Genomic DNA, 13,573 nt, shown 5'->3' with positions numbered 1-13,573 from the left:
ATTAGATCCTGGTAAGTGAAGCCACGAGCGACTCTACTATGTCGCGAACGATACTCTCCGTTGAAATATTCTCAGACTCTCCTTCATAGTTGAGTATTATCCTGTGGCGCAGGGCCCAGGCAGCGATCTCGTTTATATCCTCTACTGCCACGTTGTAGCGCCCATCAAGCAAAGCTTTCACCTTGGCACCAAGTATCAGTGCTTGGGCACCCCTGGGACTTGACCCAAACCTGACGTATCTCTTCACACTTGCGGGCGCCGCAGGGTTATCAGGATGGGTCCTAAGGACAAGCTCAGAAACGTAAGACAGAACATGAGGGGCAACTGGTACATCCAGGGACAACATCCTCATCTGATTAATAGCATCGGCATCTGCTGCTTTCTCTACCGAAATGGTGGCAGGTGTAGTGGTTGTCTCCAGGATGCGCACCAACTCTTCAGGAGAGGGGCTGGGAACAAGCAGCTTGAACATGAATCGATCTAGCTGTGCCTCGGGAAGCGGGTAGGTACCCTCAAGATCGATAGGGTTTTGAGTAGCCAACACAAAGAAGGGCTCTGGCAGAGCATGAGTGTCGTTGCCTACGGTGACTGCGTGCTCCTGCATAGCCTGCAGCAGGGCGGACTGCGTCTTTGGGGTAGCTCGATTTATCTCGTCTGCGAGCACTAGGTTGGCAAAGATGGGGCCCTCCTGAAACCTGAAGCGACGGGCTCCAGAGGCATCCTCTTCCAACACATTGGTACCGGTGATATCAGATGGCATCAGGTCGGGTGTGAACTGGATGCGGCTGAAGTGCAGGTCAAGCACTTCGGCGAAGGTACGCACAGTCATAGTCTTCCCTAAACCAGGTAGTCCTTCCAGGAGGGCATGACCACCAGAGAGGATACATATCAGGGTTCCCTCTACAAGCTCCCTCTGGCCGATTATCCTTTTGGAGACCTCACTAAGTATGCGTTGAGCTATATTGGTGAAATCATCCGGTGAGATAGAAAGTCTATTCGTCATTTGTTCCTCTGCCCTCGAGATTTACCATCCTCTCCTGATGGCGCTATCTGATCGAAATACTCCCTCACGTAGTCCTTTAGTGAGACCGGTATATACTTATCTTCCAAATACGAATAGGCTGCCTGGCTATAGTCGGCGTAAGCCTCGGAATAACTCCTGTTCGCACGATTCTTGGCTCCCTGGCCCACGCTTGTGCCCTCCTGATTTCCAGAGGAGTTCGCCCCTACCCTCACAAGTTTCTTCCCCTTGCTATCTATTCTCGATGGGGCATAAACGGGCATGTCCTTAGGTAAGGGGGTAGTACCCTTATTGGCCCCGCCAGCTATTCCACCTTGGCCACTCTTATTACCCTGACCGACACCAGTCCTGGCTCCCCCTCCGGTTCCACCAGTGGTGCTCGATCCGGATAATCCTTGTCCAGTACCCTGATTGCTGTTAGTTTTGGCTCCCTGACCGCTTCCAGAAGAGGCATTACCCTGCTGGTTATTGCTCTGAGAAGTGTTGCCTCCTGAGGATGACTGATTACCCGAGCTGGAAGCTGCCGCGTTCCGATCACCTGACTGTGCCAGAGACTGCCTGCTATCCTGGAGCTGCGACAGCGTTCGTTCGACGGCATCAGCTGTCGAAGCTCTGGATATCCCAGCTTCGATCTGCTGCTCTAGCGAACCCGATAGATTGCCGTTCATAGCTGATTGTCTGAGGGCGTTAGACAGTTCAGATGACAAGCCAGAGGTCTCGGAAGCAGCTCTCTGCAGTGCCTGCTTGATCTGCTGTTTCTCTTGAGGGGTACCGTCCTGTAGCTTCTGGTCAAGGGATTTCAGCTCTGCTTTTACCCTGGACGCGTCACGATCCCTGATAGCTTGTGCCAGATCGCTGGTGAGGGCAGAAGCTCCAAGAGCCGAAGCGGCCCTATCTAAGGCAGCTCGGCTACGAGCCGGACCGTCTATATTCAATTGCTGAATCTTCGCTTCCGACTCAGCTATTCTGGACACGGCCTCTTCCCTGGTGAGATTGCCTTTCTCAAGAGACTGCTGCAAGGCGTCCAGCTCCTGCAGGATCTTCCTGACCTCAGGATCGGTAGAGCCCAGCTTATTGAGATGCTCTACAGAATCCCTTATGCGCTGTGCTTGCTCGCGCTGTTCTATAGCAAGCTGTCTCTTGTCGCGCAGTACATCAAACTGAGGATTAGGTACCACGCCGTTCAAGACCAGTAGGAGGACGGCTGCAGCACACATCCCAGCCGCTATTTTCGGAAATCTGAGCCTGACCGCAGCAGACCAGGCGATATCTCGGCTGATGCGTGCAGCATCCGACATCAGCCTGTCGATCAGGACTCCCTGCGAGCCCTCAAAAGCGAGTGCAGAGCTCAACCTGGACCTCAGGCCAAGCTTCATCTCCGCTGCAGTGAGGACCCTTATCCTATCTACCGGCCATATGAAAGCTCCCACAAACGCCAGGATGCCAGCTGCCAGGGGGAGAGAAATGGCTGTAAGCCACAATTGGCCACCGTCCAGTAGCGGCCACAACCTACCTGCTAGCCCGATCATGCCAGCCAAGGCGAGTCCGGAGGCCAGCCCCCAGACGCCTGCATACACTGCACGGGCAGTTCTCACACGGAGCACCAGCCTGTTGGTCGCCCTCTTGATTATCCAAAGTTGATCAGCCGGCATCAAAATTCCCTTTCCGCAGCACCCCTTTGATCACCCTGAGTCAATGGCACATCTTCCATGTTTTCTGTAAGAGTATACCTCTCTGGGCGAGAAGGGTTTCTTGGGTTCCTTGCAGCCACAGGTCTCACGTTCCTGATGCTTAGCCACACGCACACCACGGACAGCGCTATGTATATGACGCTGTATATTATCCAGGGACTTGGTAGAGACAACGTAAATCTTCCCTGTGTATTCGGGTTAGCCAAATCCAGGTGTATCAGGAACAGATCGCCGTTGGCAACCAGAGCTGTCTCCGAGACTATCGCAGTTAGCACTGGGCTAAAGGCTATGAGCAGATCCGACACATACAACAAAAACTTTGAGGGGGCCTCGGAAGTAGGGCCAAGCATCGCCGCGAGGGTGTTATCAAAGCCTATGATCCCTAGGATGAGCACGATAAATATGGCTCCTATGAGGTTGAGCGCTACTACAAGGTAGCTGAAGACGCTGGCCAGTGTAGTGCTGCGCAGGAAAGATGAAAAGAAGACGCTGACGCAGCCATAAAACACCGCTGCAAGGAGGAGTATCCATAGGCCAACCATGACCTCTGTGGGCGTTAGCCCACCTAGCGCTATCGACAGCACCTGTATGGGAAGAGCCACAACTATAAGCAATGCTATATATGCCAGGTTGGCCAGCACCTTCCCCAACACGATGTTGGTCGGAGTTACCGGAGTTATCACCATCAGGTCGAATGTCTGGCGCTCCCTCTCGCCGGCAATGGCACCGGCGCTGAAGGCGGGCGCCAAGGGAGCTATCAGCAGGAGCTCTATGCCGGTCAGCGTATAGAACATTATCCGACCTAGAGGAGGTGGAGGACCTCCAACACTACTGGTGGTTATCTTGGTAAAGCCGTATAGAGCAACCACAAAGCATGACAGAAGGGCAAGGAATATCGTTATAACAACAAAAGCCCTGGCTCCCCTCATCCTGCTGCGGAGCTCCTTAGTCACTATAGCTTCCACCTCTACTGCACCTCCCCTTTGGTAACCTGCATAAAGACATCCTCCAGGTCGCCTCGTTCTTCCACAAACTCCCTTATCTGAGCACCCGCCTCGATAAGCCTAGCTATGAGAGGCGAGTAGTTATTAGAAGGTGATGTCAACCCAAAGGATATGGTGGCCGGATCCTCATCGGTCTGTGGAGCAGGCTCCATGATCTGAACATCGTTCACGTCGTCTGTCGAGCTCAACACTTCAAGGGCGCCGGAGGATCCACCGGTCAAAACTAGCCTGATACGCCTCTGCAGCTGCAGCCTGTAGATCATCTCATCGACCCGCCCAGAGGCGAGCAGTCTGCCTTTCTCTATGATACCGATATGGGTGCATACGTCGGCCAGCTCTGTTAGGATATGCGAGGACAGCATGATGGTCTTGCCCATAGAGCGTAGCTCTTTCAGCAGCTCTCGCATCTCAATGCGTGCCCTTGGGTCCAGTCCGGAAGCAGGTTCATCCAACACCAGCAGGTCCGGATCATGAATGAGGGTACGAGCCAGGCAGAGCCGCTGCTTCATCCCCCGAGACAGGGACTCGACATAGTCGTCCTTCTTATCCTGCAGGTTGACCAGCTCCAGCAGCTCATCAGTGAGCATGCCTATGCGGTCCTGAGGTATCTTGTAGCACCGCGCGAAGAAGTCCATGTACTCCCAGACCTTCATGTCTCCATAGACGCCGAAGAAGTCTGGCATGTAGCCTATGTGCATTCTTATCTTCTCGGGCTCATCGCGCACTGAGAGGCCATTGATCCAAGCTTCGCCGGAGGTTGGTTCAAGGAGTGTACAGAGTATACGCATGCAAGTGGTCTTGCCCGCGCCGTTGGGGCCTATGAACCCGTATATGCTGCCCTGCTCGATCTCAAGATCCAGGTTATCAAGCGCTCTCAGCTGCCCATAGATCTTGGTCAATCCTCTTGTCTGCACGATAGCTTCAGCCATTGGTCCGCCCTCCCATGCGACTGAGGAGGTTATCATCGCCTCGACTGGAGGCACCAGGGGTAGACTGGGAAGATTGGTCGGAGGGTATCCTGACCACGATCAACCTATCGGTGTAAACTTTAGCATCTTGGTTCTTGAGACCAACCAGGGCTGGGACATCTTTCTGCCATCCGATCAGTAAGGTGCCAGTGGCAGGAACCAAAGGACGCACGGAGCTATCGGTAGGAGCTGGGCTGGGTGGGGACACAACAGACTCAGTGATCGTAGTTCTCTGAAAGTCGTTAGTAGCATTTGGAGAAGTGTTTTCCCATATAACTGTAGAGGAGTCAACGTTGCTCACGCGCCTGACAGACTGTTTATCTATCTCCCCCACTCTAAACCACCGACCGTTGTGGAACACGAAAGCCTCCTCTATGGGGTACTGGCTGTGATTAGAGATCTCGCCGCTCATGGTCCCGGCATTGAAACGCAGATCTGTCTCGACCATGGGCCTGTCGGCCACACGAGCGCCTGCGGCGGCCCATGACTTGAAACTATACACATCCACGAAGGCATCGCTCACGACGTAGGATTCCTGGTCAAGCGCCACGTTGTACCCACGGGTGGATATGGTATTATCTGGAGCACCCAGACTGCTTGCGCCCGCAACTTGCCACATGGGCAACAGGCTAGGGTCCAAGGCTATGTTGTAACTCTTCCTGACAGGGCTGAAGATGCCGAAGTTGAGCATTACCTGCTCGTACTTTGAACCAGCATCTACCTGCACGACCTCCAGGGACTTTACGGTAGTTGCACGGCCTCGGGTGGCAGACCCACCTGCGTAGGCCACCCCGGAGAAGACGAGGGAGATCACGGGGATCAGCACCCAGGCCAGTTCCCTCCTGTCGGTGCGTTTAAGCAGGAAGTAAAGTACGGGGCCTATCAACACCACGTAGACCCCCAAGAAACCTATCAGGATCCACGTAGATGGCAATCCTAAGCCGGGGATATTCTGCACGAACTGATTGACTTCCCAGGAAGAGAGAAACAGCGCGTCATTAGCCCTGTGCGGGGAGGAAGCTAGCAACTTGGCAAGTACCCTGGGTGTACCTTGCCACGTGCTGAATGGTTCTTCGGCAGGATTCCATGCTAGCCATATAACCTTGCCTTCCCCAAAGGCCTTCTCAGCCACCAGGGGTATGGACGCGGACCCAGCGACCACATGTGCCCCGCTCACAAGATCAGCAGTCTGCACCTGCGCTCTACCTGGGGAGGTGTTGGTGCGCGACAAGCTTGCAAGATCCGCAACATCAGCACTGGTTGATTCTCCTTTCAGCTTGACGGGCATAATATCGCTCAGCGCTCTCAGCTCTCCTACAAGCAGCAAGGTACCGCCGGAGTTGACCCAGGACTTGAGAGCCTCAACCTGCTGTGGGGAGAGGTCGACAGCTGTGCTTCCATCTAGCACAAGGGCATCCAGGCTCCCCAGAGCCAGCGCTCTGTCTGGGAGGTCCCTGGGATCTATCTGCACGGTATTGATATCGCCAAGCTGCTTGTTCTCAAGCCGGAGATAGGAGTCAGCAGAGGGGACGATGACCCCTACCAGATACTGAGAAGAGCCTAGAGAGCTGGCTTGAGCAGAAGCTTCAGCTAAGGTTTGAGTGCCATTGAGCACCCTTGCCCTCAAGGTCACCGATGTCCCCATCATCGAGGGGTAAAACACTACCTCTTTGGAGCTGCCCTGGGGGAGATCCACCTGGGTGGTGTAAACCAGGCTCCCAGCAGATTGGGAGACAACTAGATCCAATCTGCCGATGAAGCTCTGTCCCTGGTTCGAAACCTTTACGCGAACTGGTGCAACACCCCAGAGGCTGGAATAAGAGCCGTCGAAGGCGGGACTCACCTCTACTGATACGTTACTCTGTGCGGAGGCAGAGCCCACGTAATGGAGCGTTAGAGAAAAAATGGAAGCTAGTACAAGGGCAAACCTGATCAATAGATGCTTCAAGCTTCACCTCTTTGGTATCTAGATAAAATAACTCTCAAAGGACGTAAAAGTTTCTTCCAGACCGGTGATCACACGACCTCTAGAAAGCATGAATAAGCTCGGTTTCGGCATCAAGCAGCTCGACGGGCAGGTGATAGCTCTCAACGAACGCTATTACCTTGGCCAGCACCTCATCTGCGTGGCGTGAGTCGCTGGAAGCAAAGGCCACTAGGAGCTCAGCAGACTGCCATTTGTCCTGCGAGCCGGTCTCGGCAACGGATACGCTATATGCATCGGCGAGCCGGCTCTGCAGAGACCTCAGCACCTGGCGCTTATCTTTTAGCGATTGGCTCTCAGGCAGATGAAGCACCAACCTGCAAGCAGCGATCACAGCCGCCATCTTTTGGACTCCTTCTGATATAGACGAGTTCTGTTATTTGTTTGATTATAAAGTCAAATGATAGCATTACCAAAGCTAAGAGGTACAGGAGATATTACAGACGGCGTTCGCTTCTCTGGCTGTGGGTGACCGGGCTACCTGGGACGTGGACACACCAGCACAGGATTTCGCGAGGTCCTGAGGATTTTTGTGGATACGCTCCCGAGCAGCATGCGCTGCACAGCCCCCAATCCACGTGCTCCCACTACCACTAGAGTCGGCTCTCCGTCTCGGTCGGAGTGACGAAGCAGGACTTCTGCGGGATCTCCAGCTTCCACTACAGGCTTGACCTCGACCTGAAACTTGCCCTTCAGGTTCTCGGCTCGCTGGGAGGAACTTTCCTGCAGGGACTGCAACAGCTCCGAGAGTACCTCAGGATGTCTTCTGGGGTGCACAGGCGTAGGATAGGCGGTGATAAGTTCCAGGCCGCAACCCAGTAGCTTTGCGATGGATGCGGCGATCTCAGCAGCTTGCTCAGCTTCTTCCGAGAAATCGTCGCCCACAATTACCTTGCGAGGTGGCCAGATGTCTGCTGCGCCTCTAAGCACGAGCACCGGTACGTGGGCATGGTGGACGACCTCTTCAGAGGTGCTGCCCATCATGAGTCGCTCAAGGCCGGACTTGCCCCTGCTGCCGATGATTATCAGGTCGGCTTCTATCTGCCTGGCAACCGACAGTATCTCTTCCGCGGGACGCCCTGATGTCAGGTGGGGGTGGACGTTTGTGATGCCCCTGGACTGGATCTTCTCGACCTCTCTCTGCAGCAAGCTTCTAGCGGCATTCTCAACCTCTGAGGATTGGTCTTCCACCACCACAGGCACCACGCCAACTGGAGCAAAAGGTGGCGGAGCTTGCCACACATGCACCACATGCAGATCAGCACCGGCCCTGGACGCCAGATCCACGGCGGCATCAAGAGCTAGGGCTGAATCCTGTAGTCCGTCGGTAGCTAAAAGCAGGGTCCTGGGGAACTGAGCCTCAGTCATAAAGAGACACCTCCTGAAAGATCTTTAGGAGATGAGGACACCTATAGCCTGTGCACGAATCTGTTAATCCTCTCCAGAGCCTCTTCTATCTGCTCCATGGATGTAGCGTAGCACATGCGCACGTGTCCCTCACCCGAGGGGCCAAAGACATCCCCTGGCACGGCAACTACCTTCTGCTGTAGCAGGAGTTGTTCCACGAACTCCATGGAGGACAGGCCTGTGGGAGTTATGTCCGGGAACACATAGAAGGCTCCCTTAGGTTCAAAGGTGGGCAGCCCTATCTCGTTGAGAGAGGAGACCATTACCCTCCGTCTACGATCGTACTCAGCCCTCATCTGCTGTACGTAGGGTTCACCAGACTTCAGAGCCTCTATCGCTGCGTACTGGGCGGCGGTGGGAGCACTCATGATGGTGTACTGGTGGATCTTCATCATGGCCTCTATCAGGTCGGCGGGTGCGCATACGTACCCTACCCTCCATCCGGTCATGGCATAGGACTTTGAGAAACCGCCCAGAAGTATGGTTCTCTCCCTCATGCCGGGCAGGGATGGGAAGCAGGTATGTTCGACTCCATAGGTGAGTCTGTCGTAGATCTCGTCGGAGATGACGAGGAGGTCGTGCTCCTCGGCAAAGGCTGCCAGCTTCTCCAGCTCATACCTCGGCATAACTGCACCGGTGGGGTTATTAGGATAGGCAAGCAGCAAAGCCTTCACCTCCGGAGAGAGGAGGGGCTCGAGGAACTCCACGCGCATCTCGAACTCGTAGCGCTGGGAGAGGGGGACCATGACAGGCTCGGCATCCGCCATGACGACAGCAGGCACGTAGGCCACGTAGGAGGGATCGGGCACGAGTATCCTGTCGCCCCGCCCGAGGACGGCTCGGCAGGCGATATCAAGCGCCTCGGACACCCCAACTGTGATGAGTATCTCGGAGTGAGGGTCGTATCTCACTTTGTATCTAGCTGCCAAGTGCTCGGACAGCAGCTCCCGAAGCTCGAGAAGGCCATAGTTAGAGGTATAAGAGGTGTGCCCTTCTCTTATGCTTCTGATTCCAGCCTCGCGTATGGGATCTGGGGTGACGAAGTCTGGCTCCCCTACGCCCAGGGATATGACTCCCTCGACTCCAGATATCAGGTCGAAGAACCTTCTGATGCCAGAAGGGGGGATCCTCCTTGCTCTCTCCGAAAGGAACCTGCTTACACTACGATGATCCACAGTAGCCATTGAAAACTCTCCCAGTTGTAGACACGGTAAATCATAGAGCTGCAATCCCGCAGTGTCAATCGAATCAACCGCCACCGCCTCTGGAAATATGGAAAATATTTACGTACTTTCTAACGAGCTGGGGGTCCACCCCAAGCGCCAGCAGATCAGGCTCGCTGGCGGCTATCAGGGCTCCCATCTCGCGGGGGTCGAGATCATATGAGGCCAGAGCGTCGTAAGGGGAATCCACCAGCAGCTGCAGGAAGTCCCCTTTTGATATGGCCTCAATGATGACTCTTTCCAGCTCAGGCCTAGACATCTTCACCCCTCATGCAGAAAGCTTAGCATATTACCTGCCAGCGGCGCTGCCGGTATTTTCATGCATCCGCATAGTTGACTCTTGTCCAAACCAGGAATATAATCCATCCAAACCAGAGGGTGGTATCGGCAATGTCAAAGCAATGGAAAGTCTCTTACACGGAGGCGAGAAAACACATCCGGTAGCTAGTGAAGGCTGCCGGATGTGTGCTTTTAGCGGTAGTTAAAGTAGGAGGTGGCCAATGAACTCAGGACTTATAGGCAAGATAGAGAAGGCACACAGGTACGCGCAGGAACCGGAGAGGGTACGCATCCACCATCTTGAAGCTACATTTAATGGGGATAACAACTCCTATGAGGTAAGTTTCAGGGACAACAAGTGGAGCTGTGGATGCCATACATTCTCGACCTTCGGTGACTGCCAGCACGTGATGGCGATCCAGAAGATCCTCAAGCCGATGCTGCCCGAGGACGCGACAAGCGAGCAGCAGTCCCAACAGCCTACTGCCTAGACCGAAGAATCGATGGAAGAAGAGAACTCTGGGGTATTCACTGTAGTAGGAATTCTCGTAGTGCTGGTGCTGGGCGTTGCAGTGTTCTGGATCCTCTACACCTCCCTTGCAACGCCCATGAGCACTAGCTAAGAGCTTGCTTTTTTTGACTTCCTAGCATGTAAGAGGTTGACACTTTCATATTATAATGCTATTCTGATACCCGGATTAGCACTCTCGAGTCGAGAGTGCTAATCACAGAGGGTGGATAAGGATGAGAGACCTGAAACTTTCAGAGCGAGCTAGGCTGGTGCTCAAGCTGGTGATAGAGGAGTACATAGCCACGGCCAGGCCGGTAGCTTCCGCTACCTTGCGGGAGAAGTACGGGCTGGGCGTGAGTTCTGCTACCCTGCGCAACGAGATGGCAGAGCTTGAGAAGATGGGCTATCTGACCCATCTGCACACCAGCGGGGGGCGTGTGCCCTCCGAAGAGGGGTACAGGCTATACGTGGAGAACCTGATGGATAACCTGGGACTCAGCCCGGCGGACCTGAGACGCGTGGAGCACCAGTTCCACCAGATAGAGAGGGTGCGAGACTTTGAGAGGTGGGCGGAGCTGGCGGCTTCGGTGCTGGCCCAGCTGGCAAACAACGCTGCGCTGGTAACGACTCCGCAGTCGGAGAACCTGAGGCTACGGAGGATACACCTCATCCAGCTACACGATAGGACGACCTTGGTGATAGCTGTGATGGATGACGGGACGGTGAGGCAGTCGGTGTATGAGATGCCCTATGAGGCGTCTCAGGAGGAGCTGGACAGCATCGCTGCGGCTCTGAACGCTGAGTTCTCTGGCGAGGTGCCCTCGAGGCTTGCTCGTAAGGTCAGGTCTCTACCCATGCCAGTCAGCGATATCGCGAGCGCGGTGATAGATGTGGTATCGCAGGCTTCAGGGATCGGCGAGGTCCACCAAGTGGGGCTAACCCAGATGCTGGCTCAGCCGGAGTTCCAAAACAGCGAGCGAGCTCGCCCGGTGATAGAAATGATCGAGGGTGGCAGCTTGTTAAGAATATTATCGGAGAGGATCGCTATGTGGCCTGGCGTCCACGTGATCATAGGGTCAGAGATCCCGATCCCTGAGATGCAGAATTGTGCGATAGTTACCGCCACCTACAGAGCTGCTGGTGGCAGCCAGGGGTTGCTGACGGTGGTGGGCCCGATGAGGATGCGCTACAAGCGCACGATATCTTCGGTCTACTACCTGTCGAACCTGCTGAGCGAGCTGCTCTCTGACAAATACCTTGAGAGCTAGACAACCGAGGAGGTGCTGATGACCCAGGAAGCAAGAAACGAGCAGGAGATGGAGAACACTCAGCCTGCCGAGCCGGAGCTCGAGAAGGCTCAGGCGGACAACGAGCCTATGGAGATGACTGAGCCCGTGGTCGAGGAGCTCGAGACCGCCGAGGCTTCAGCCCAGGCTGATCTCGAGCAGCAGCTCCAGCAGGAGCGGGAGAAGGCTCAGGGGCTGCTGGATGAGCTCAAGCGGGAGAGAGCGTCCTTCATCAACTACAGGAGAAGGATAGAGCAGGAGAAGGAGTCGTGGTCCAGGGAGGCCACGGCGTCGCTGATCTACAACCTACTGTCGGTGCTGGACGATTTCGAGAGGGCCAAGAAGGCTATCCCGGAAGAGTTCAAGGGCAGCCCCTGGGTAGAGGGATTGCTGCTGGTCGAGCGCAAGCTGTTCTCCACGCTCGAGCTAGCAGGGCTCAAGCCGATAGAGGCGGTGGGGAAGCCTTTTGACCCCAACATACATGAGGCTGTATCTACCGAGCCTGTGGAAGGTGTTGAACACGGAACTGTAGTAGAAGAATATCGCAAGGGCTACATGCTTGGAGACAGGGTGCTGCGGCCAAGCATGGTCAAAGTAGCACAGTAGCCGAAAGGAGAGTGATGATATGGGAAGAACTATTGGTATAGACCTTGGTACTACCAACTCTGTGATGGCTGTAATGGAAGGTGGTGAGCCCACGATCATTCCCAACGCTGAGGGCTCGAGGTTGACGCCTTCCGTTGTAGCTATCAACCCGAAGACTGGTGAGAGGTTGGTGGGGCAGATAGCTAAGAGGCAGGCCGTCACCAACCCTGAGAACACTATATTCTCCATCAAGAGGTTCATGGGCCGAAGGTTTGATGACCCCGAGGTCCAGAAGGCGATGAAGATCGTCCCCTACAAGATTCGCCAGGCAGCCAACGGCGGAGTCGAGGTCAAGATGGGGGACAGGTGGTACACCCCTCAGGAGATCTCGGCGATGATCCTGCAGAAGCTGAAGGCGGACGCAGAGGCCTATCTTGGTGAGACGGTGGACTCCGCTGTGATCACGGTGCCTGCTTACTTCAACGACAGCCAGAGGCAGGCGACCAAGGATGCGGGAACTATTGCGGGGCTCAACGTCAAGAGGATCATCAACGAGCCCACAGCTGCATCCATGGCCTATGGCCTGGACAAGAAGAGCGAGGAGGAGATCGCGGTCTACGACCTTGGTGGTGGTACGTACGACATCTCCATACTGGCCATAGGCGAGGGTGTGTTCGAGGTCAAGGCCACAAACGGTGATACCTACCTGGGTGGCGATGACTTCGACAACAGGATCATCGACTGGCTGATAGAGGAGTTCAAGAGAGACCAGGGCATTGACCTGAGGCAGGACCGCATGGCCCTGCAGAGGCTGAAGGAGGCTGCTGAGAGGGCCAAGATCGAGCTATCCACAACCCAGCAGACGGAGATCAACCTGCCGTTCATCACGGCGGACGCTTCTGGCCCCAAGCACCTGATCATCACGCTGACCAGGTCCAAGCTCGAGCAGCTGGTCGGCGACCTGGTGGAGCGTACGATCCCGCCGATGGAGCAGGCACTGAAGGACGCTGGCTACTCCAAGTCGGACATAGATGAGGTGCTGCTTGTCGGTGGCCAGACCAGGATGCCTCTGGTCCAGGAGACGGTCCGCAAGTTCTTCGGCAAGGAGCCTCACAAGGGCATCAACCCTGATGAGGTGGTGGCTATAGGTGCGGCGATCCAGGCGGGTGTGCTGTCTGGCGAGGTGAAGGACGTCCTGCTGCTGGACGTTACGCCTCTGACCCTGTCCATCGAGACGCTGGGTGGGGTGGCCACACCGCTGATCCCGCGTAACACGACCATCCCAACCCGCAGGAGCCAGGTGTTCACGACCGCGGCGGACAACCAGACACAGGTCGAGATCCACGTCGTGCAGGGCGAGAGGCCCATGGCTTCCGAGAACAAGACCCTGGCAAGGTTTATACTCGACGGCATACCGCCCGCGCCCAGGGGAGTGCCGCAGATAGAGGTGACCTTCGATATAGACGCCAACGGCATACTCAACGTCTCGGCCAAGGATCTGGCGACTGGCCGTGAGCAGAAGGTGACGATCACAGCCTCCAGCGGTCTGTCGAAGGAGGAGGTGGAGCGGCTGGTGCGCGAGGCCGAGCAGCACCGCGCCGAGGACCAGAGGCG

The 13,573-nt window shown here is 55.5% G+C and carries 13 protein-coding genes; 4 read left to right on the top strand and 9 right to left on the bottom strand.

The annotated features are described in order from the left end of the window. Nucleotide 1 precedes the first annotated feature (1 nt). The 9 genes from N2245_RS06295 to N2245_RS06255 all read right to left on the bottom strand — a co-directional run bounded on the left by N2245_RS06295 (nt 2) and on the right by N2245_RS06255 (nt 9,557). Nucleotides 2-1,003 (bottom strand): AAA family ATPase, encoded by a 1,002-nt coding sequence (locus N2245_RS06295; protein ID WP_494535878.1) that lies wholly within the window; start codon nt 1,001-1,003, stop codon nt 2-4. Beyond that, nucleotides 1,000-2,673: a DUF8809 domain-containing protein gene (locus tag N2245_RS06290; protein ID WP_494535877.1), complete on the bottom strand. Its 1,674-nt coding sequence runs from the start codon at nt 2,671-2,673 to the stop codon at nt 1,000-1,002. The genes N2245_RS06295 and N2245_RS06290 overlap by 4 nt, the downstream gene beginning before the upstream one ends. Continuing rightward, a complete protein-coding gene (locus tag N2245_RS06285) occupies nt 2,673-3,677 on the bottom strand; it encodes an ABC transporter permease (protein ID WP_494535876.1) in 1,005 nt (334 codons plus the stop codon). The genes N2245_RS06290 and N2245_RS06285 overlap by 1 nt, the downstream gene beginning before the upstream one ends. 2 nt (nt 3,678-3,679) lie before the next feature. After that, on the bottom strand, nt 3,680-4,645 hold the full coding sequence (locus tag N2245_RS06280; RefSeq protein ID WP_494535875.1) for an ABC transporter ATP-binding protein: 966 nt from the start codon (nt 4,643-4,645) through the stop codon (nt 3,680-3,682). Further along, nucleotides 4,638-6,632, bottom strand: coding sequence for a DUF8726 domain-containing protein (locus N2245_RS06275; RefSeq protein WP_494535874.1), 1,995 nt, complete (start codon nt 6,630-6,632; stop codon nt 4,638-4,640). The genes N2245_RS06280 and N2245_RS06275 overlap by 8 nt, the downstream gene beginning before the upstream one ends. Nucleotides 6,633-6,711: 79 nt before the next feature. Continuing rightward, the gene (locus N2245_RS06270; RefSeq protein ID WP_494535873.1) at nt 6,712-7,011 is read right to left on the bottom strand and encodes a DUF503 domain-containing protein; all 300 of its coding nucleotides are present in this window, start codon (nt 7,009-7,011) and stop codon (nt 6,712-6,714) included. Between the two features lie 134 nt (nt 7,012-7,145). Continuing rightward, nucleotides 7,146-8,036: a universal stress protein gene (locus tag N2245_RS06265; RefSeq protein WP_494535872.1), complete on the bottom strand. Its 891-nt coding sequence runs from the start codon at nt 8,034-8,036 to the stop codon at nt 7,146-7,148. A 41-nt stretch (nt 8,037-8,077) separates the two neighbouring features. Next, the gene (locus tag N2245_RS06260) at nt 8,078-9,259 is read right to left on the bottom strand and encodes an aminotransferase class I/II-fold pyridoxal phosphate-dependent enzyme (protein WP_494535871.1); all 1,182 of its coding nucleotides are present in this window, start codon (nt 9,257-9,259) and stop codon (nt 8,078-8,080) included. Between the two features lie 64 nt (nt 9,260-9,323). Further along, nucleotides 9,324-9,557: a Franean1_4349 family RiPP gene (locus tag N2245_RS06255; RefSeq protein WP_494535870.1), complete on the bottom strand. Its 234-nt coding sequence runs from the start codon at nt 9,555-9,557 to the stop codon at nt 9,324-9,326. Between the two features lie 241 nt (nt 9,558-9,798). Between N2245_RS06255 and N2245_RS06250 the strand changes: the two genes are divergently transcribed. The 4 genes from N2245_RS06250 to dnaK all read left to right on the top strand — a co-directional run. Beyond that, on the top strand, nt 9,799-10,068 hold the full coding sequence (locus N2245_RS06250) for a hypothetical protein (protein WP_494535869.1): 270 nt from the start codon (nt 9,799-9,801) through the stop codon (nt 10,066-10,068). Nucleotides 10,069-10,321: 253 nt separating this feature from the next. Next, nucleotides 10,322-11,356 (top strand): heat-inducible transcriptional repressor HrcA, encoded by a 1,035-nt coding sequence (gene hrcA / locus N2245_RS06245; protein WP_494535868.1) that lies wholly within the window; start codon nt 10,322-10,324, stop codon nt 11,354-11,356. Between the two features lie 18 nt (nt 11,357-11,374). After that, complete coding sequence (locus N2245_RS06240; protein ID WP_494535867.1) at nt 11,375-11,980, top strand: nucleotide exchange factor GrpE; 606 nt, start codon at nt 11,375-11,377, stop codon at nt 11,978-11,980. Between the two features lie 19 nt (nt 11,981-11,999). Next, nucleotides 12,000-13,573 (top strand): molecular chaperone DnaK (gene dnaK, locus N2245_RS06235; RefSeq protein ID WP_494535866.1); only part of this gene is annotated, 1,574 nt, incomplete at its 3' end.

The sequence above is a fragment of the Thermobaculum sp. T2p genome (genome assembly GCF_059335935.1).
Note: the sequence above shows the minus strand (reverse complement) of the source record. Positions and strands in the feature narration are given on the sequence as shown.